13 protein-coding genes are annotated in these 20,626 nt (G+C 60.5%); 3 read left to right on the forward strand and 10 right to left on the reverse strand.

Annotated elements, in window-relative coordinates; all coding sequences use genetic code 11:
• Positions 1–23: 23 nt before the first annotated feature.
• The 9 genes from FHW76_RS14665 to bcsR all read right to left on the reverse strand — a co-directional run bounded on the left by FHW76_RS14665 (position 24) and on the right by bcsR (position 15,916).
• Positions 24–1,526, reverse strand: a complete 1,503-nt coding sequence (locus FHW76_RS14665; RefSeq protein WP_008806921.1) for a pitrilysin family protein — start codon at positions 1,524–1,526, stop codon at positions 24–26.
• 220 nt (positions 1,527–1,746) lie between these two features.
• Entirely contained in the window at positions 1,747–3,033 is a 1,287-nt protein-coding gene (locus tag FHW76_RS14670) for a dicarboxylate/amino acid:cation symporter (RefSeq protein WP_008806920.1), read from the reverse strand.
• A 156-nt stretch (positions 3,034–3,189) separates the two neighbouring features.
• Positions 3,190–5,196 carry a biofilm formation regulator HmsP gene (gene hmsP / locus FHW76_RS14675; RefSeq protein ID WP_016161933.1) on the reverse strand — a complete coding sequence of 669 codons (2,007 nt, stop codon included), beginning with the start codon at positions 5,194–5,196 and terminating at the stop codon, positions 3,190–3,192.
• Between the two features lie 243 nt (positions 5,197–5,439).
• Entirely contained in the window at positions 5,440–8,919 is a 3,480-nt protein-coding gene (gene bcsC, locus FHW76_RS14680) for a cellulose synthase complex outer membrane protein BcsC (protein ID WP_183476797.1), read from the reverse strand.
• On the reverse strand, positions 8,901–10,010 hold the full coding sequence (gene bcsZ, locus FHW76_RS14685) for a cellulose synthase complex periplasmic endoglucanase BcsZ (RefSeq protein ID WP_012967091.1): 1,110 nt from the start codon (positions 10,008–10,010) through the stop codon (positions 8,901–8,903). The genes bcsC and bcsZ overlap by 19 nt, the downstream gene beginning before the upstream one ends.
• A gap of 3 nt (positions 10,011–10,013) precedes the next feature.
• Positions 10,014–12,359, reverse strand: a complete 2,346-nt coding sequence (bcsB, locus tag FHW76_RS14690) for a cellulose biosynthesis cyclic di-GMP-binding regulatory protein BcsB (RefSeq protein WP_008806916.1) — start codon at positions 12,357–12,359, stop codon at positions 10,014–10,016.
• Between the two features lie 10 nt (positions 12,360–12,369).
• Positions 12,370–14,988: a UDP-forming cellulose synthase catalytic subunit gene (gene bcsA, locus FHW76_RS14695; RefSeq protein ID WP_012540356.1), complete on the reverse strand. Its 2,619-nt coding sequence runs from the start codon at positions 14,986–14,988 to the stop codon at positions 12,370–12,372.
• Positions 14,985–15,716 carry a cellulose biosynthesis protein BcsQ gene (bcsQ, locus tag FHW76_RS14700; protein WP_008806914.1) on the reverse strand — a complete coding sequence of 244 codons (732 nt, stop codon included), beginning with the start codon at positions 15,714–15,716 and terminating at the stop codon, positions 14,985–14,987. The genes bcsA and bcsQ overlap by 4 nt, the downstream gene beginning before the upstream one ends.
• 11 nt (positions 15,717–15,727) lie before the next feature.
• The gene (gene bcsR / locus FHW76_RS14705) at positions 15,728–15,916 is read right to left on the reverse strand and encodes a cellulose biosynthesis protein BcsR (protein WP_002921513.1); all 189 of its coding nucleotides are present in this window, start codon (positions 15,914–15,916) and stop codon (positions 15,728–15,730) included.
• A 168-nt stretch (positions 15,917–16,084) separates the two neighbouring features.
• Between bcsR and bcsE the strand changes: the two genes are divergently transcribed.
• Genes bcsE through bcsG form a run of 3 tightly spaced genes read left to right on the forward strand, consistent with a single transcriptional unit; the run spans position 16,085 to position 19,511 of the window.
• Positions 16,085–17,638 (forward strand): cellulose biosynthesis protein BcsE, encoded by a 1,554-nt coding sequence (bcsE, locus tag FHW76_RS14710; protein WP_023298320.1) that lies wholly within the window; start codon positions 16,085–16,087, stop codon positions 17,636–17,638.
• Positions 17,638–17,835: a cellulose biosynthesis protein BcsF gene (bcsF, locus tag FHW76_RS14715; protein ID WP_008806912.1), complete on the forward strand. Its 198-nt coding sequence runs from the start codon at positions 17,638–17,640 to the stop codon at positions 17,833–17,835. The genes bcsE and bcsF overlap by 1 nt, the downstream gene beginning before the upstream one ends.
• On the forward strand, positions 17,832–19,511 hold the full coding sequence (bcsG, locus tag FHW76_RS14720; RefSeq protein WP_023298321.1) for a cellulose biosynthesis protein BcsG: 1,680 nt from the start codon (positions 17,832–17,834) through the stop codon (positions 19,509–19,511). Before bcsF ends, bcsG begins: the two co-directional genes overlap by 4 nt.
• A gap of 107 nt (positions 19,512–19,618) precedes the next feature.
• On the opposite strand, the gene FHW76_RS14725 is transcribed toward bcsG, so the two are convergent.
• Positions 19,619–20,620, reverse strand: a complete 1,002-nt coding sequence (locus FHW76_RS14725; RefSeq protein WP_012967086.1) for a glycosyl hydrolase family 8 — start codon at positions 20,618–20,620, stop codon at positions 19,619–19,621.
• Between the last annotated feature and the right edge of the window lie 6 nt (positions 20,621–20,626).

Here is a 20,626-nt window from a genome sequence, read left to right on the forward strand (position 1 = left end):
CTGGCGCGCCGGAGAGGCGTTAGTTACTGCCCTGGCGGGATGTCGCTGGCCTCGCTGTGGGCATCAACTGTATCAGCGCTGCCGCTGACCGCCGCGGCCGCCGGATTCGGCGCCATCAGTTTTTCCCACGTGGCCTGCAGCTCCTTCATGTTGTATTCCGGTTCGCCTTTCGGCTGCTGTAGCACCAGCGCCATATCCTGGGACAGCTGCTGACGCAGGTACTGATTCAGCATGTCTACCGTCAGGGAGTTGAGGAACTCCTGGCGCAGCTTCTGATACTGCTCCGGCGCGATATCCACCACCTGATTCTGCAGGGAGCGCATGCGCTGGCTCATCAGAATATCGGTGTCAGTGCGCGCATAGGTGGCAAACAGCCTCTGCAGCTCGAGGCTTTTCTGGGCGATAAGCGCGTCAAACTCCTCCTGCGGCAGGCCGTTGTCCCGCACTTTCGCCAGCTCGCGCGAGACCACGCTCAGGTTGTTGTTCAGACGCTCGCCCGGCGATTCGATGTTGATCGCGCACTGCGCGCGCTGATAGAGCACCCGGCAGTCAAAGCCAAGACCAATATCCTTCACGTTATTTTTGCTCAGGCTCTGCTGCACGTGCCAGAACAGCGCTTCGCGGGCGAGGTCGTCGCGCCAGTAGCGCTGCAGCGCCGCGGAGTCGCGGATTGGCTGCCAGGGCGCATCCCACATGATGGACAGTTTGTCCTGACGCACCGCGCTGGTCATGATGCTGACCGGCACGGTAGGCAGTGGCGATAAGGTCGGCACCGCCGCGGGCGTTTCCCGCTTGCCCTTCAGATCGCCGAAGGTTTTGCTGATTTGCTCAGCGACGCTGCGGCTGTCGACGTTACCGACCACAATCAGCGTCATGGCGTCGGGGGTGTACCATTTATGATAAAAGTCTTTCAGCTGCGCCACGTCTATCGGCTGCTTCAGCGGCGCGGCAGGATCATGGCCCAGCATGGTGGACCCTTTCAGGCGGTAGCGCCACCAGCCCTCTTTGGTATCCAGCGGCCACGTCGCCACCATGTCGCTGCCCTGCAGCGCATGATTGATCGATTCAGGCGTAATGGTCAGCTTACCGCTGGCGTCCGCCAGCCAGCTCAGCGCCTCTTTCAGCAGATCGTTGCGGTTATTGGGCAGACTGAGATTAAACATTGTGTAATCGTAGGAGACGATAGCCGGCGGCAGAGGACGCTTCGGGTCAATACTCTGCTGCCATAAAGAGCGCGCCTGCATCGTCGGCAGGCTGCCGCTTTGCGTCAACGCCAGGCGAGGAACAAAGCGGCTGAAACCACTCTGCTGAGTGCTTTCGCTCAGCGAGCCAATATTCACGGACAGACGGACTTCAATACGGTCGCTGGGACGCTGCGGCGTGGCCAGCACCTGCCACGTCAAACCATTCGCTAAGGTCCCTTGTTGCCAGGCCGGATCAGGCTGGAGCGCTTCTGCCTGCACATAACCGGCCGCCGCTACCATCAGCAAACCGCCCGTTAAGAGTTTAATTGTTGTGCCCTGCATGTGAACCCCTGATGAACATTCCTGGTTACAACAGCACCCCACTGACGGGCTGCCGAAAAAAAGTGAGAGTGAAATACGTCGGTTAGACCACACGGAGACGAAAATGTCGCATGACAACGCAAAATAATCATTTCGTGTCATTTCCGCCAAGCGGAAATGACCTCTAATTATGCGCAGGAGCCCGTACTCCAGCAAGGGAGTACGGGCCTAAGAGGAGGATTTAAGAGGATAATTCGTGCGATTTGTTCGCTGGAACACGGTTATTCAGAACATCATCCATCTGTTTGGCATCGAGTTCTTTGACCCATTTGGCCACCACCACCGTAGCGACGCCGTTACCCACCAGGTTGGTCAGCGCACGGGCTTCGGACATAAAGCGGTCGATACCGAGGATCAGCGCCAGGCCCGCCACCGGCAAATGCCCGACGGCGGAGATGGTCGCCGCCAGCACGATGAAGCCGCTGCCGGTCACCCCCGCCGCCCCTTTCGAGGAGAGCAGCAGCACCACCAGCAGGGTGATCTGATGGAAAATATCCATATGGCTGTTGGTCGCCTGGGCGATAAAGACCGCGGCCATCGTCAGGTAGATGGAGGTGCCATCGAGGTTGAACGAATAGCCGGTCGGGATCACGAGGCCCACCACCGATTTGCGGCAGCCCAGCTTCTCCATCTTGTCAAGCATTCTCGGCAGCGCTGATTCTGACGAGGAGGTTCCCAGCACAATCAGCAGCTCCTCACGGATATAGCGGATAAATTTGAAGATGCTGAAGCCGGTAGCCCGGGCGATACTCCCCAGCACCACCACCACGAACAGAATACAGGTGATGTAGAAGCAGATGATCAGCTGCCCCAACTGCACCAGGGTGCCGACGCCATATTTACCGATGGTAAAGGCCATGGCCCCGAAGGCGCCAATCGGCGCCAGGCGCATGATCATATTGATGATGCCGAAGATAACCTGGGAGAAGCTTTCAATGACGTTGAAAATCAGCTGGCCCTTGCTGCCCAGACGGTGCAGGGCAAAACCAAACAGGACGGCGAACAGCAGCACCTGCAGAATGTTGCCGCTGGCGAAGGCGCCAATGACGCTGCCCGGGATCACATCCAGTAAAAAGGCCACCACCCCCTGGTCTTTCGCCTGCTCAGCGTACACCGCCACCGCTTTCGCATCGAGCGTTGACGGGTCGACGTTCATCCCGGCGCCAGGCTGCACCACGTTGACGATAATCAGACCGATAATCAGCGCGATGGTGCTGACCACTTCGAAATAGAGCAGCGCCACCGCCCCGGTACGACCGACGGCTTTCATGCTTTCCATCCCGGCGATCCCCGTCACGACGGTACAGAAGATAACCGGAGCAATCACCATTTTAATCAGCTTAACGAAGGCGTCGCCGAAGGGTTTCATTTGCGCGCCCAGTTCCGGGTAAAAATGGCCCAGCAGAATACCGATCGCTATGGCCGTCAGAACCTGGACATAGAGGCTTTTAAAGATAGAGGTTTTCATAGGGTGTCCTTTGGGAATAACCACAGAGCAAGAAGGGATATTTGACGTCTGTGGCTTAAAAATAACACCCTGGAAACATTTCAGAAATAACTAACGCCGAAAGTGCAACGCAATTGTTAAAATCTTTGAGCTGACTCGCACAAGTCAACAAAACATTTACAAATTTTCATCCTCACGAACCGGGGAGAGATAGCGCGCGCTGAATGCCTCCAGCGGCAAAGCGCAACCGAACAGATGGCCCTGGAGCACCTCGACGCCCGCGGCTTGCAACCAGCGGTACTGGGCGTCGTTCTCCACCCCTTCCGCCACGATACGCAGCGACAGGCCGCGCGCGAGCTGGATCATCGCCGGCACCATGCTGACATCCTCCGGCAGCATATCGATGAATACTTTATCGATTTTCAGAATATCCACCGGCAGAGCTTTCATCTGCTGCAGCTGGTGCAACCCGGCATAACCCATGCCAAAATCATCCAGCGCAATCTGTACCCCGGCCTCGCGCAGCGGTCGCAACCGCGCCATCACATCCTGCGGATCGTCCATCCGGCAGCTCTCCGTCACCTCGAGGATGAGGGTGCCAGGGGCGATACGGTAGCGGGCGATCAGCTTTAGCATCTCCTCGCCACGGTCGTGTTCCAGCAGCTGGAGCAGGGAAACATTGACCGACAGCGGCAGCATAATCCCCTGGCTTTGCCAGGCCGCCAGCTGGCGGCAGGCCTCTTCCATCACCCAGTAGCCGACCGGGATAATCAGCCCGCAGGACTCAATGCGCTCAATCAGCGACGGTGGTAGCGACCAGCTGCCATCCGCCTGCCGCTGGCGCAGCAGTACTTCGGCGCCGCAGATCTCGCCGCTGGCGCAGGCCACCTGCGGCTGCAGCCAGATAGCGAACTGCTGGTTGTCGAGGGCGGTCATAATGTCGTGCTCTTCCATCAGACGGCGCTGAGCCTTTTCCATCTGCTCGGGATCGAAGAACTCAATCTGGTTTTTGCCTTTACGTCGTGCGGTGACGGCAGCCGACACCGCGCGCCGGTAAAACTGCTCGGCGCTGAGCCCGGCGTGGAACATGGCGATCCCGACGCTGGCGTAGGGCCGCAGCTGCAGCCCATGCAGCGGCAAACGCTCATTAATAATAGTGAGCACTTGCTTACTTAACGTCACCGCCTGCCACGGTTCGGCAAGGCCATCGGCGAGAATCGCGAAGTCATACCCGCTCACCTGAGCCAGCACCATTTGCGGCGGAATGGCGGCTCGCAGCTTCTCCACCAGCGTCAGGAGCAGCATTTCGCGCTGGCTCTCCTTGAGGACCCCGGCGGCATCCTGCAGGGTTTCGCAGGCGACGACGATTAGCGCGGCGCTCTGGGGGCGGGCCACCGTCTGCTCCAGCATCGCCAGCAAAAAGGCTTTATTCGGCAGCTCTGAGACCGGGAAGCGGGTCGACTGGATGGACAGTTCATCATGCTGGCGCACCAGGCTCTGCTGGTTGCGGTTATAGCTGCGCACCAGCATACCGATCTCGTCGTCATGGTGCAGGCGCGGGAGCGTTAGCTGATGGCCGAGACGATCCTGCTGGGAGAGATCGTTCAGCTCGCGGGCGATACGCCGCAGGGGGCGCACCATCAGCCGGTTGATGCACCAGGTAAGCGCCACCGTCAGCATCAGCACCAAAAGTAAGTAAGCCGTCACTAACGTAGCAAGGGCGCTCATGACGAATTTATACATGCGGTATGAATCCGCCTGCAGCACCAGATAGGCCAGCGGCTGGGGATTAGCCGGCCGTTCCAGTGAATAAATAGGCAGCGAAATCTGCACCGGCAGCTCAAACAGCCGGGTGACGGTCACCGGCACCGGCCGCTCGGGGATAAATCGCATCCGCAGCGCCTGGAACTGGTTCGGCAACACCACATCCGCCCGGCTGACGATGCCAGCAGGCTGGATACGGCTTAAAATGGCTTCCGCTTCCGGAATATCGGCTTTCAGAATAGCCGCAGACAGCGGTTCGCGAACGGATCGCGCGATACTTTCTAACTGCGTGGCCGTGGTAAAGCGACTCTGTTGCACAAAGTGAAACAGCAAAATAGTGCAAAAAACCAATACAAAGGCCATGGACACGCTCGCGACCATCGCCATCTGTTTGATTGTAAGTGAACGGCTGACGCGCAACGGTGTTCTCCACTGATACTGAATGCATACCCGGTATCAATCCTTCAATGCCGGTCGTTTCAGGCTGATTATATACTCAAATCCTTCGCCCACGCCCGCGAGGGATGAAGTGACGGGATATTTCCGCGCGGTGGCGCAGACGCCGGGGAAATCGCCCCGGCGGCCGACGGTGGGCAATGCCTCACGAGTATACGCGAAGCGCGTCGTGGAGTGGCGCTCTGTGACGTAATTCAGCCTATTCTGCTACCAGTCGGCGTAGGGCACCAGCGGCTGGGGCGGCATATCCAGATCCCCCTGCCAGCCGGCCGCCGAGTAGCGGACGTAAAGCAGCGCATGGCTCGGGGTGTAATCCTTCGCCTGCTGAATATCGACCGCGGCGCCGACGAACCAGTTGCTGGTCACCCGCCGCTCCACCAGCGCTCTGGCGGTGTAACCGAATCCCTGACTGCTGCTCCCCTCCTCCGTCAGCTCGCTGGCGCGCTGGCGGTAGTCGGACGGGATCAGGTTCAGCAGCGGATAACGGGCTTGCGTCTGGGTGCGCGAATGGGACCATGACACCGACCCGCCGAGCTCCCAGGACCAGTTCTCGGTACGCTGACGCCAGGTCACCGGCACGGCGAATGAGAGATACTCCTGCGGGCTGTAATAGCCGCCCTGGCCGAGGGTGTAACCGCTGAGATCTTTGTCGTAGTGCCAGATCATATTGTTGAGGCCGACGGTGACGCGACGATTATTCTCGTTGATGACCTTGTAGTAGTACCCGGTCATCCAGCGCACGCGCCAGTTATCCGCCACGTTTTTACCGGTCAGCGAATCGGCCCCCAGCGAGGACCAGATGCCGTGCGCTTCGCCCCGGTCATAACTGAGGCTCAGGCCGCCGCCGTCGGCGCGGACGCCGCCCCAGGTGGTGCCGGTATGGCTGCTGCTGTCTTTCTGCCCGCCAAAGGAGAGCAGCGAGCTGGAGATGGGGCGCCGGTGGACGTTGACCGTGTACCCCACCGGCCCGACGTCGCTGCTGTAGCTCAGCCCCCCCACCACATCGACGACATTGAAGCCCATCGGGGTGGTGCCGATATCGCCGCTCCAGGTGTCATTCTTCCAGCCGACCGCCACGCTGGCCCCGCTGTCGGTCTGGTTTTTACTGCCGCTGGTACAGGCGATCTCCCCGCAGGTGCCCCAGCTGGGCGAGTAGCTCCCGTCGCTGTGGGTGGAAAAGCTGCCGGCATCCATATTGACCAGATCGGTGCGAAAGAACATCCGGCCATCCGCCAGCGGAGCATCCACCTGCAGCATGGTGGTATGCGCCTTCAGGTCGGAATAGCCGCCGGTGCCGCTGGAACCCCAGAAGTCGTGTTCCAGGGTGACGTTCAGATCCTGCTGGCGATAAAGATCGGCGGCATCGCTACGGATCCCGCGCTTCAGCCAGTCATCCTGGCTGTCGTTGCGCGTCAGCCGCGTAAAGGTATCGTTATTCTGCGGCTGCACGGGGGCGATGCCGGAGGCCAACATCGCCTCCCGGTAGTGCGTCAGCGCCTGCTGCGGCGCCCCGGTCTGGGTGGCAAAGCGCGCGGCATCGCGCAGCACCAACGCGCTCTCCATCGAGGGCGGCTGCGCCTTCGCCTGCGGCACAATCTGGTTAAAAATCTGTTGGGCATCAGCGGTATCGCCAAGGCCGGCTCGCGCCAGCGCGACCCGACGCTGCATATTCATGGATTCGGTCTCTGCGCCTTTCAACTGCATGACCTGCGCCCGGGCGGCCTGTTTATCGCCCTCGGCCAGGTAGACTTCCGCAAGGCCGAGGCGCGCATCGCCATTGTCGGCCTCCTGGCGCAGCACCCGCTGATAGTCGGCAATCGCCGTCTGGCTGTCGCCGCGCTGCTGCGCCCAGTCGGCCAGCGTCAGGTCATAGCGCACCGAGGCGGGCTGCTGTTGGATAAGGGCGATCGCCTGCGCTTCGTTACCGCTGTCGCGCAGCTGGTTGGCCTGGCGCAGCACCCGGTCGCTTTGCAAACGCGCTTCGAGCTCACGAATATTATCCGTCCACGCGCTGCGCGGCAGAGCGGCGATTTGCGCCAGGGCCAGATCGTCCTGGTCGTTTCCCGACAGGTAGAGCCCCGAGGCGTAGACCCGTTCAGCATCCTGCGGCTGGCGGTTGACCATCGCCCGCATCAGCGCGTCGGCCTCCTGGCGTTCACCGGCGCTAACCAGATCGCGCGCCAGACGGTAGGTTATCCACACGCTGTCCGGATCCAGCGCCAGGCGCCGACGCTGGACTTCCGCCGCCTGCGCCCAGTTGCCCTGACTTTCCAGGGCCTGCGCCTGTTTCTCCAGCCGGTCGTTGGTCAGACTGCGCTCAATATCATCGATGCTCCGCCGCTGAGCGGGAGGGAGGCCGGCGATCCAGGCGCTGGCTTTCTCCGGCGATTCGGCGCGATAGAGGTTGGCCAGACCGCGCACCGCCAGATTATTACCGCGATCCAGGCGCAACGCCTGCTGGTAATAGCGCTCCGCCGCTGCCGACTCTTTGCGCGCCGCCGCGACGTCCCCCAATCCCAGCACGGCATAACTGTCGGTGCGATCGACCCGCTGCGCCTGGGCATAATAGTTCTGCGCCTGCGAAAGCTGGCCGGCTTTCAGGGCGTTATCCCCCTGCTTGATCAGCAGCCAGTAACGGTTGGTTTGCAGCAGGCTGTCCCATTTGCCGCGGTTCGGGCTGTCGGGGTCCATGGCAATCGCTTTATTGAGCTGCGCCACTGCCCGCGCGCGATCGCCGCGCTGGGAATAGGCCTGGCCGAGGGCGCCCACCGCATCGCTGTCGCGGCTGTCGGCCTGAACGGCTTTCTGCAGATCCGCGACCGCCTGCGAGGCATTCCCGGACTTGACCGCCGCCAGCCCTTCCGAGCGGGCGCGGAAGGTCGGATCCAGCAGCTGCGCCTGCTGCTGGTCGAGCAGAACGCGGGCGTTCGCCGCCACCGAGCCGGTGGGAAACTGCAGGAGAAATTGCTGCAACGCCTGCACGCTGGCCTTGCTCACCGGCATGCTTTTCACTTCACTGAACCACATGTCGGCGGCGATGCCGCGTCCTGAGGCCGAGCGGGCCATCTCCGCCAGATAGGCAAACCCTTCCTGCGGTTTGTTATCGGCAAACATCTGCTTCGCCAGCGAAGTCAGCAGGCTGACGTTGCCCGGCGCGCTGGCGTTCAGCTTTTTCAACTGGCTGACGCCTTCGCTATGGCGAGCGGGCAGGCGCGCCACCAGCGTCCAGTATTCAATGGCGACGTCAACGTCATCCGGCACCCCGCCGTACAGTTTTTCATAGGCGGCGATGGCTTCATCGACCTTCCCGGCCACGCCCAGCAGTCGCGCCTGCTGCAGCGCCTGCCGGCCCTCGCCGGTGTTGCTTTTCATCTCATTGCGCGACGCCTTCAGCTCCGGGGAGTCCGGCGCCAGCTTCGTCAATCGTTCCAGCTCTTTTTGCGCCCCGGCGGCATCCCCCTGACGCAGCAGGTAGCGCATCCGCGCGGCAATCAGATCCGGGTTGTTGGGATCAATCAGCTCCAGGCGGTACAGCGACTGGCGCACCAGGTCTTCACGATTACTGGCCTCGCCAAGGCGGACCTGCTCCAGCAGATGCTCCTGGGCAGGCGTCGTCGCCGCCTGCGCTAACGGCAGCAGCGCCACGCCGAGGGACAGCGTGAGTAAACTTAGTGAGAGCTTGCGCATTCCTGGTTCCAGTCAGGTTGTAATTCGCCACCCGCAGTGAAACGAAAACGGTGTTGATCCCAACCCTGGCCGAACAGCGTCAGAACTGCGCTGTAGTAGGCATCCGCGCCGGGATAGTTATCGGCGACGCGCTGGCGTTGCACCGACCGGGCCTCGTCGTCCTGTAAAAACGGTAGCATCACCGCGGAGAAGCCCACGGGCCCCTGGCCGCTGGTTTTGCCGGTGGCGATATTCACTTTCTCCGGCGGCACCCCCTGCTCCGTGGTCTGCGCCGCCATCGGCGCGAAGCGTTGCAGCAGGCGCGCTTTCTGCTTATCGCCATCATGGAGCATGCCCACCCACAGGTAGACGCGAATCGCGTCATAGCTGCCGATCAGCGGCTTTTCGGTTTTCAGCTGCCAGCCTTTCCCTTTCTCATAGCGCACCCAGTCCGGGATAAAGCCTTTCGGCGCGGTCTCCAGCAGCAGGCGCAGGTTGCTGTCGCGCAGGGCAGGCCACGGCGCGCCAAAACGCACAAAGTAGGTGGCCAGCTGCGGCGGAAGATAGCTGGGGTTAAACCGCCAGCCGCTGTCATCGGCAAAACCGACTTTTCCCGGCAGCAGCATCGTGCCAAGACCGGGCACCGCCACCGTCTCTTCCTCGACAATCCGCGCCAGCAGTGCTTTGCCGGTCTCGGTGTACTGCGGCTGCTGCCACAGGCGGCCCGCCTCCAGCAGCGCCCAGGCTATCCACAGATCCGAGTCGGAGGCCGAGTTGCTGTCCAGCAACGTCCACTGCTCATCGTCCTTTTTGCCCCACAGCCAGCCCGGCAGATGTTGCCGCAGGTCGCCTTCCGCCAGGTTGTTCTGCGTCCAGGTCAGTAGTTTGTCGAACCCTGCGCGATCGTTGGCGGCCAGGGCGAAAAACAGGCCATAGCTCTGTCCTTCCGAGGTGGAGATTTTGCGCGCATCGCTGGGGTCAATCACCCGTCCCTCAGGGCTGACGTACGCTTTTTTAAACTGCTCCCAGGCGGGCCACTGGCAGGCGGCGCTCACCGGGCCCGCCGCCAGCAGCAGCGCGGAGAGCACCGCGCCACAAAGTACTTTCATCATGGTTTATTCATCATCCAGGCTAAGACGGCGGCGACTGATGATGCGCAGCATGCGCCACAGCACCCACGCCAGCAGCACAATACTGATAGCGGCGAAGATCGCCAGCAGTATCGGGTGGTTAGAGAGCGCGAACCAGATGCGCTCGAACCAGGGCAGATGACCCACGTAGTAGATATCCCCTACCCGCAGACTGTTGACGCCGGACTCGCGGATCACCGCTACCGAGCCAAACATTGCTGCCCGCTTACCGCTGTCGTTGAGGGCGTTGGTCAGCAGTTCATTACCGCGCGGGCTGTCGGCCAGCAGGGCCACCACGCTGCGCTGATCGTTATACGGCGACTGGAAGCCAATCACCGCCGCCATCGGCCCGGAAGAGGTAATGTCGGTGCGGGTATTGGGCGTGCGGGCATCGTCATCGGGATAAATGCTCGCCAGGTCATAGTGGCGCATCGGCATTTTCACCCAGCTTTTGGTCGCCTCGACCAGCAGGTTGATTTTGGTGTCGTCCTTGAGGGACGACGGGATCGCGCCGATCAGCAGCAGATCCGCGTCTTTATTCTTGATCTGGTTGCCATCGTCGGTCATCTGCAGATTAATCGCCGCCAGACCGGTCTGCGAACCGATACCGCCCAGCGCCTGCAGCAGCGTCGCCACCTGGCCCTGGGTCGGCGCTTTCGGCACCACCACCAGCGTGTCGGAGAGGTCGGCCATACGGCTGTAAGGGAAGCCCGCATTGGCAAAGACGCGCAGGTCCGGCAGGGCGATAAAGTGATAATACTTCGAGAAGTCGATGGTCGAATCGTCGCCAATCACCACATGGTTCTGCACCGGCTGGAAGGTAATACAGTTGTCGATGGAGCCGCCCGGCATCGGGTTCATGTACTGGAAGTCAAAGCGCAGCTGGTTGACCGCCCCGAGACGCAGCGCGGGGATGGTGACCTCTGATTTGCCGTCCAGCAGCCCCTGCAGCACCGGCAGGCGCAGGATCAGTTTGTTCACGTCCTGAGCGCTGTTCAGGCTGAACGACTGCAGGAACTGGTCGTTGAGGCTGATATCCATCCGCGAACTGTCCTTCACCGGCGGCATGGTGTAGCGATATTTCAGATCCATATCGATGCCGTTGGCCCGCAGCAGATAGAGATCCGGCGGCAGATTAAGCGCCACGGTGATGGCATCCGGCACCAGCCCGCTGGACTGCAGCTGTTGCTCATAGGTTTTCAGCTCAGCGAAGGTGACCGAGCGGTCGGTGCGCACCCAGTTCGGTGCGTCGTAAGGCTGACGCGGCTGCAGGGTTTTGATGCCGTCCACGGTGACGCTGCTGCCGCGGAACAGAATATTGCCCTGGGCAATCCCCTTCGCTGCCAGCAGCAGATCGTTATCATCGCGGCCGAAAATTACCAGCAGCTTGACGTAAGGATCGTTCGGGTTGTCGATCATTTCGATGGTCGGCGCCTTGACCGGCGGATGATCGCGCAGGAAGTCCGGGCGCTTGTCGTTGGTGGCGAAGACGATGGCGTTACGATCCGGCAGTTCGTTGAAATAGACCGGGAACTGCTGGCCGCGCCAGCCGGCCTTGCTGCCGAACCAGGAGGCGACAATCGCCGCCGCCTGCTGCTGGGCCACCGCTGGCGAGCCCGGGAAAATCATCGGTAGCGTCAGCGGGCGGTTATCGCGCGGATCGTAGAACGGCACCGGGAAGTGTGACAGATCGTTATGCACCTTCAGCGACTGGTAGGTGAGATCCAGATAGCTTTCGCGCCCGACGTCCAGCCACAGCGTGCTGCTGGCGGGGTTTTCGCAGACATCGCGGTAGTGACCGACAAACTCCAGCCGTACGCGGTTGAAGTCGGTGATGTACAGCGGGTCAATCGGCAACTGCGCGCGGATCTTTTTCCCCAGCTGCTCTTTGGTCACGGGCAGGACGCCCATCAGCTCATCGTTGAGATAGACTTTCAGCTGCGACTGCACGGGCAGCAGCGAAGGCGATGGGGTGTATTCCAGGTTGAGCAGCGCGTTGGCGACCAGCTCATCGCTGCGCATGCCGAATTCGACCGACGCGTCAGGCCGTGAGCCGCGCAGCACGATGCTGCCGGGCGGCGGCGCGATGGTGGCAAAAGTCAGTTTCACCTCCCGCTGCGGGACGTTCTCGGCCACCGCCGCCGGGGCGGTCGGTTCGGCAAGGGCCGCCGTTGGCTCGCCCACCACGATCGGCGCGCCCGGGGTCGCTACCTGCGGCTGAACGCCAGGGGCGGCGTTCGCCACGACGGCCGGCGCCGCATAAGAGGCCAGCGGATACCAGCTGCACATGCCCACCGCTACTGCACACATCCAGGAAAGTTTTCTTTTCATCGCATTATCATCATTGTTGAGCCATTGCCGGGTCTGCGGAGAGCGTCGGCGCGGCGCGTTCAGGGCGTCGGGGTACAAACGACACTATCCAGGCCACCAGCGAAGTGAGCGCGCGGAAAACCACCTTCACCGACGGCGGCGAAAACTCCGCCAGGTGACGATAGCCACGGAAGCCCAGCTTGAGGATATCCAGCAGGCTTTCCATCGGCTTGTCTTCCGGGAAGCTATCCTGCCAAAGCGCCCACGTATCAGCGCGGGCAAACGTACACTGCACAAAATCGATATGCTGTTGGTTGGTCAACGGCAGTAGCTGGAGCCCCACCTCGCTGCCGTTGACCCGCGCGACCCTTACCGGGAAGGCATATTCCTGCTGTCCTCGTTTGAGCAACAGCCGGGCGTTCTGGCCTTCCAGCACCTGCGCGTCGCCGTGAATTTTGATCCCCAGCCCGCCGTCGGAATAGTCGTGAACCGTGCAGGAGAACAGATGGCCATCTTCGCGGGCAATCGCCGCCGGCATGCTCATTTCGACACGATGCGAACGGCGAACCTGCTTGCTTTCGACCGAGACCGCCACCGCGCCGCCAAGAATAATCAGGTTGTAGAACACCCAGACAATACTCACCCAGACGGTGAGAATTTCGTTTTCCGGGCCATACATAAATCGCCAGATCCCCACCGCGACGCCGACCAGATTGAGCAGTACAAGGTAGATATAGGGCCGGGAGATCACCCAGTCGACATACTCTTCTTCCACCAGCCCGCCCTTCGCGGTGACGTTGAACTTACCTTTATGCGGGTTAATCAGCGCCACAAAGGTGGGCGGCGCGATATACCAGGCCAGCACCGTCTCGTAGATTTCACTCCAGAACGAATGGCGGTATTTGCCCTGAATCTTCGAGTTGGTCAGGCTGGCGTGGATCATGTGCGGCAGCACGAACAGCGCGATCATCAGCGCGGGCGCATAAATGATATAGGCATGGAGCAGCAAAAAGGCCAGCGGCGCCGTGAGGAAGATGAGGCGCGGAATACCGGAGAGGAAGTGGAGCATGGCGTTAGCGTAGCAGACGCGCTGCGCCAGCTTCAGGCCTTTGCCAAACAGCGGGTTATCGAGCCGGAAAATCTGCACCATCCCGCGCGCCCAGCGGATGCGCTGGCCGATATGCGCGGACAAACTCTCCGTCGCCAGCCCCGCCGCCTGCGGGATCCGCATATAGGCTGAGGTGTGTCCCCGCCGGTGCAGACGCAGAGAGGTATGGGCATCTTCGGTTACCGTTTCGACGGCTATCCCGCCAATCTCATCCAGCGGGCCGCGACGGATAACGGCGCAGGAGCCGCAGAAGAAGGTGGCGTCCCACATGTCGTTCCCGTCCTGCACCAGGCCGTAGAACAACGTCCCTTCGTTCGGCGTTTTGCGAAAGCGGCCAAGGTTGCGCTCAAAGGGATCGGGCGAGAAGAAGTGGTGCGGGGTCTGCATCATCGCCAGCTCTTTCTCTTTCAGGAACCAGCCCATGGTCATCTGCAGAAACGAGCGCGTTGGCACATGGTCGCAGTCAAAGATCGAGACGAACTCCCCTTTAGCGTATTTCAGCGCATTGTTGATGTTACCGGCCTTGGCGTGCTCGTGGCTGGTACGGGCGATATAGTGCACCCCGACATCTTTGGCAAACTGGCGAAACGCTTCCCGTCCACCATCGTCGAGGATCCAGATGTTCAGCTTGTCCTTCGGCCAGTCGATGCCCTGCGAGGCGTAAATGGTGTTTTTCACCACGTTGAGATCTTCGTTGTAGGTAGGGACGAAGATGTCCACGGTTGGCCACAGATCCATATCCTCCGGCAACGGCACCGGCTGGCGGTTCAGCGGCCAAACCACCTGGAAGTAGCCCAGCACCAGCACCACCCAGGCGTAGGTCTCTGCGAACAGCAGAATGATCCCGCACACCAGGCTTACCGGGTCGTTCCAGTTCAGCGTCGAGGTGTAGCGCCACCAGATATAACGGCACGACACCGTCAGCGACAGTACAATAAGCATCAGCGCCGAGAAACGCCCCGGGATGCGACGCACCAGCAGCGCCACGCCCCACAGCAGCATCAGGAAGATAAACTGCGACAGCGGGTTAAAGGGCTGCGTAATACACATTAGCGCCAGCACCAGCGAGCAGAAGGTCACCCCCCCAAGGATCGCCCGACGCAGCTTCGGATTAAGGTGCGCCAGCTCTTTCTGTTTATCCAGATGGCCGGTGCGGGCATTCACCTGTTCAGGCAATTTTTCCAGCCATTGCGTATAGCGACCGTGCACCCCTTCCAGGGCCGCCAGCGAGCGCCAGTTGACCTTTTTTTCCGGCTCCGGCACGCGCGTCGCCAGCAACCACAGGGATTGCAGCAGGTAGCGCAGCGGATCCAGCGGACGCGGGCGATGCGGATTAATATGGGGAAAATAGGTTTCATGGTGGGCCAGAATCGCCTGCCAGCGCGGCGTCTCCAGCGGCATCAGCGCCCAGACCAGCGACGCCCACAGACAGCCAAGCGACGCCGAGAGCCAGGAGGCCCCGTGCTGCCGATAGTCGTCATAGCGCGCGCGCAGCCGTTCCCCCACCGGCGGAGCCAGCAGCAGCGTGCTGAGGCGGATCATTCCGCCCTCCCGCCGGAATAGTGGATCAGGCACCAGTTCGCCAGGGTCAGCACCTCTTCCGCCGCCAGGGAGTCCTGACGATACTCCCCGAGAGGTTGTTTCGCCGCCAGGCACTCGGCCATCGCCTCGTCGCGGTGAATCGTCACCGGCAGGATGCGCGGCTGGCTCTCCAGCCACAGCTGGTAGAGATCTTCCTGTAGCTGGCTGCCGACCCGCAGATCGTTAATCAGAATGTCGCTGTTGGCCGGGAGGGGCTGCTGGTGTAGACGGATATGGCTATTGGCGTCGGGATGAACCACCACCAGTGTGCGATCGCACAGCGTCAGCAGCTCGCGGGTTAATGGCGAATAACCGTTCGGCAGATCCAGCAGCAGCCAGCGGTACTGGCTCTGCAGCCGCTGCACAGCCTCCGCCATCGCCCCCAGCGCGGGCTGCAGCTGGTCAGCATTTTCTCTTTCGCCGGCGCTGAGCTGGCCAAACGGCAGCAGATCGATATGTTGCGTATAGCGCAGACCCGCGTCGCGCCAGTCCCGGCCGTCGAGCAGCGCCCGCGCCCAGCCGTCCTGATGATGGACGTCGGTATTGAAAAAAAAGCGCAGCATATTATCCGGGCTGGCGTCGATCGCCAGCACCGTTTCACCGAGCAATTGCAGCGCCCAGGCGAGTGCAGCCGTAATGGACGTGACGCCAGTCCCCCCGCGCACGCCCTGTAATCCCAGAATAGCCATCTCCGGCTTCCTTATTTTTTCTCTGCAAACTCTGCCAGTAACGGCCAGCGCTTCAGCGCCGCATTCAGCTGCTCGCGCCGGGAAATATCATGATAATCAATATCCGGCAGGGAAAATGCCCGGCTTAGCGCCAGAAAATCATTTTGAAAGGTGTACCCCAGCGTGGCGTCCGTGGGTACTGCAGGATCTTTTGCTGGCATATCTCTGTCCGTTTGAAATTTATTATTAAACCAGAGGACGAATACAGCGCATCCTTAAAAGCAGGTGTACATGCTAAAACTGATGACCTTTAATTTCAATGTTAGGTTTACTCTGCCGGTTTCGCTAGTAAACTTATCCAGTGTCAATCAGGGCGCACGAGGGATGCCGTGGATAGTGTATTTACTTTGGGTATTTCATCATTATGGGATGAAGTGTGCCATATGCCGGTCGGTGGGGTATGGTGGCTCAACGTTGACCGTTATACCGATGCCGTCAGTCTGTTTAATCAGACGCTGGCCGCGCAGGCGAAAAACAGCAAGATCGCCGCGCTGGTAATGGGAGACAAACCTAATAATATCATTTCATTAGATAATGAAGGTGGCCCGGATAATATCGCGCTGTTCACCCTGCCGAATCGTCCGGAAGCCCTGGAAGAAATACATCGTGATTTAGTCTGCTCCCTCGAACCTGGCAATTACTTGTTTATTCTGCTATGCGCTGAAAATACCTGGCAAAATATAAATAAAGATAAGCTATGCGCGTGGGTGGAAAAGACCAGCCGCTGGGCGCAATATCACCGTTGCGCTTTCCTGGCGATCAATTCCGCCCAGGATATCGATCGACAGCTCACCCCATTATTACGCGAGTACCGTTCCCTTTCCGGCCTGGCAAGTATTCGTTACCAGGGCGACCGGCATCTCTTTGATATTGCCTGGTGGGGAAGCGACAAAGGCATCAGCGCTCAGCAGCAGCTGATGGTGCAACGCGATGATGCCGGCTGGCGGCTGGCGCAGGAGACGGAAACCAGCGTTCAGCCACGTAGTGATGAGAAGGTGATCCTCAGCAATATGCGCGTGCTGGAAGGCGCCCCGCCGCTGTCGGAATACTGGACCCTGTTCGATACCAACGACGAGGTCTTCAACGCCGGGCGCACCGCACAAGCGGCCACGGTACTTTTCTCCATCACCCAGAATACGCAAATTGAACAGCTGGGACGCTATATTCATACCCTGCGTCGCCAGCGCGGTACGGCGCTGAAAATTATTGTCCGTGAGCAAACGCCCAGCCTGCGCGCGACCGATGAGCGGCTACTGCTCAGCAGCGGCGCCAGTCTGGTGATCCCCAGCAGCGCGTCGCTCTCCCGCTGTCTGACGTTGATCGAAAGCGTGCAGAACCAAAAATTCTCCCGCCATATTCCGGAGGATTTCGCCACGCTGTTGACCTGGAGCCAGCCGTTAAAGCTGCGCGGCTATCAGAAGTGGGATGCTTTCTGCGAGGCGGTACAGAACGTGATGGCCAATACCCTCCTGCCCGCCGACAGCAAAGGCGTGATGGTGGCCCTGCGCCCGGCGCCAGGGCTGCGCGTTGAGCAGGCGCTGACGTTATGCAAACCCAACCGGATGGGCGATATCATGACCATCGGCAATAACCGGCTGGTGCTGTTTTTGTCGTTTTGCCGGATTAATGACCTCGATACCGCGCTAAACCACATTTTCCCGCTGCCGACCGGCGATATTTTTTCTAACCGCATGGTGTGGTTTGAAGACAAGCAGATCCTCTCGGAAATCGTGATCATGCGCGGCGTCGAGCCCGCGCACTGGAACACGCCGCTGCCCTTGTCGATAGATAAAAACGAAACCATCAACGCCACCCACGATGGACGCCACTGGCGACGCTACCCCGAACCACACCGGTTAACCACCCGTGAGGAACAAGCCTGATGATGTCTATCGCCGATATTCTGCAACTGGTGGTGCTCTGCGCCCTGCTGTTTTTCCCGCTGGGCTACCTGACGCGCCATTACCAGCGCCGTATTCGCACGACGTTAAGATTGATGTTCTTTAAACCCCGTTACGTGAAACCGGCAGGCGTATTACGCCGGGGAGCCACGGTTAAGCAAGGCAAAGCGAACAAATGACAAACACTAAACCGACCGCGACACCGCTTCCGCTCTGGCAGTACTGGCGCGGCCTTGGCGGCTGGAACTTCTACTTTCTGGTCAAATTTGCCCTGCTGTGGGCCGGGTATCTCAATTTCCATCCGATGCTGAACCTGGTGTTTCTCGCCTTTCTGCTGGTGCCGATCCCGCGCGAAAAGCTACACCGTATCCGCCACTGGATCGCTATTCCGCTCGGCTTCGCGCTGTTCTGGCACGATACCTGGCTGCCCGGTCCGGAGACGCTTCTTAGCCAGGGTTCGCAAATCGCCGGCTTCAGCGCCAGCTATATCTGGGATCTGATCGTCCGGTTTATTAACTGGAGCATGGTCGGCGCCTTCTTTGTTTTACTGGTCCTGTGGCTGTTTATCAGTCAGTGGCTGCGCGTCACCGTGTTTGTCTCCGCGATGGTCGTCTGGCTGGCGGTCAGCCCGCTGCTGCCAGCCTTTACCCTATGGCCCGCCGGTCAGCCCACCACGGCCGCCGCCACGACCGCGCCGGCCAATACCGGTGCCAACGCCGCCGCTGGCACCGCGACCAGCCCCGCCAGCAGCGATATTCCACCGCAGACCGAGCCGCCGACGTCAGCCAATCTCACCAACTGGCTGAACGGTTTCTATGCCGCCGAGCAGAAGCGCAAAACGCCGTTCCCGGACCAGCTGCCGGCGGATGCCCAGCCGTTTGACCTGCTGGTGATCAATATCTGCTCGCTCTCCTGGTCGGATATTGAAGCCGCCGGTCTGATGGACCATCCGCTGTGGAAGCATTTCGATATTGTCTTCAAAAACTTTAACTCCGCGACCTCCTACAGCGGCCCGGCGGCGGTGCGCCTGCTGCGCGCCAGCTGCGGCCAGCTGTCGCATACCAACCTGTATCAGCCGTCCGGCGCCGATTGCTACCTGTTTGAAAACCTGGCGAAACTCGGCTTCAACCAGCAGCTGATGCTCGGCCATAACGGTCTGTTCGGCGACTTCCTGAAAGAACTGCGTTCGCTGGGCGGCATGCAGAGCCCGCTGATGGACCAGACCGGGTTGCCGGTCAGCCTGCAGGCGTTTGACGGCTCCCCGGTGTATGAGGATCTGGCGGTCCTCAACCGCTGGCTGAAGACCGAAGAGGCCAGCAGCAATCCGCGGAGCGCCACCTTCTATAACACCCTGCCGCTGCATGACGGCAACCACTTCCCGGGGCAAAGCAAAACTGCAGACTACAAAGTGCGTGCGCAGAAGCTGTTTGATGACCTGGATAACTTCTTCACCGAGCTGGAGAAATCGGGGCGGAAAGTGATGGTGGTGGTGGTGCCGGAACACGGCGGCGCGCTGAAGGGCGATAAGATGCAGGTCTCTGGCCTGCGCGATATCCCGAGCCCGTCGATCACGAACGTCCCGACGGCGGTAAAATTCTTCGGCATGAAAGCGCCGCATGAAGGGGCGCCGATTATCATCGATCAGCCCAGCAGTTACCTGGCGGTGTCGGAGCTGGTGGTGCGTGCCCTCGACGGCAAAATGTTCAGCGAGGACAGCGTCAACTGGCAGCAGTATGTCGCAAACCTGCCGCAGAGCGCAGCGGTGTCCGAAAACGCCAACGCCATCGTCATCCAGTATCAGGGCAAGCCTTATGTCCAGCTGAATGGCGGTAGCTGGGTGCCTTATCCGCAATAAGCGACAAGGCCGCCCAAACTGGCGGCCTTACATCGTGAGACGTTCCCATTCTCCCTTCCCCACCCTCATGCCTACGGGCGGGGAAGGCGGCAAATCAATCACCGTCTCTAACGCTGATCCTGTTTCGCCAGCCAGACCAACTGCTTGAGGCTGGCAGAGTAATAATCATCCTTGTCGTCAATCTGCGGCGCCTCCTGCGGTTCACCCAGCGTCAGATCGCGCACCGCCAGCAGACCGCCGGCCATATACCAGGGGGCCACCTCGTTGGTGCTGACGTTGATCCACGCCGGGGTTTGCAGACGCGGGTAACTCTGCATCCAGGCCTTCCACGGCGCGAGCAAAGCGCTTTGCGGATCGGCCCACGAGAGATACAGCGGGATACGAATCGCATCGAAACTCATCCGCGGCGGCCACTCTTTGGCTGGCAGCATCTTGCCATCCGCCCGCAGCGCCACCCAGTCGCTGGGCAGGTGTGATTTCCCCCACCCCATCTGCCCCAGCAGCGCCTGTCCGTCGGTCTGCAATGTCCGCCAGGCGGTCAGATGCGTCCGCTCCGCGAAGGCGCGCCAGGCCGGGAAGATGAAATAGGAGGGATTAAGGTTCAGATGGTCGTTGAGATTGAACCCTTTCACGCCCGGGAGCATCACCTGACGACCGGCGAAGGTCACCACCGTATATTTCAGCAGGGAGGCGGTGATGGCATCCGAGGCAATCGCGTAGCGCTTGTCCTGCCACTGCTTTTGCGCACGCAACAGCGCCCAGGCGATGAGAGTATCACCATCAGAGGCGTTGTTTTTATCGGCGATAGGGTCCGGCGCCACCGGGTTATAACGCCAGTAAAACAGCCCGTTAGACTTATCGCGCAGGGTGCTGTCCGTCCACTGCCACAGCTTGTCGAACGCCGGGCGATCGTTATTCGCCACCGCCAGGAGCATGGCAAAGCCCTGACCTTCCGTATGCGACACATTGCCATTGGCGGTATCAATGATACGGCCGTCCGGCATCATAAAACGGGCCTTATAGCGCTCCCAGGCCGTATCCGCCCACGCCCGGGGCACCAGCATCACTGCCGTTGTCACTATCACCGCCACTAAAGCACGCAGGGGCATACATTC

Source organism: Klebsiella sp. RC2, assembly GCF_014192815.1.
Lineage (GTDB): Bacteria > Pseudomonadota > Gammaproteobacteria > Enterobacterales > Enterobacteriaceae > Klebsiella > Klebsiella variicola.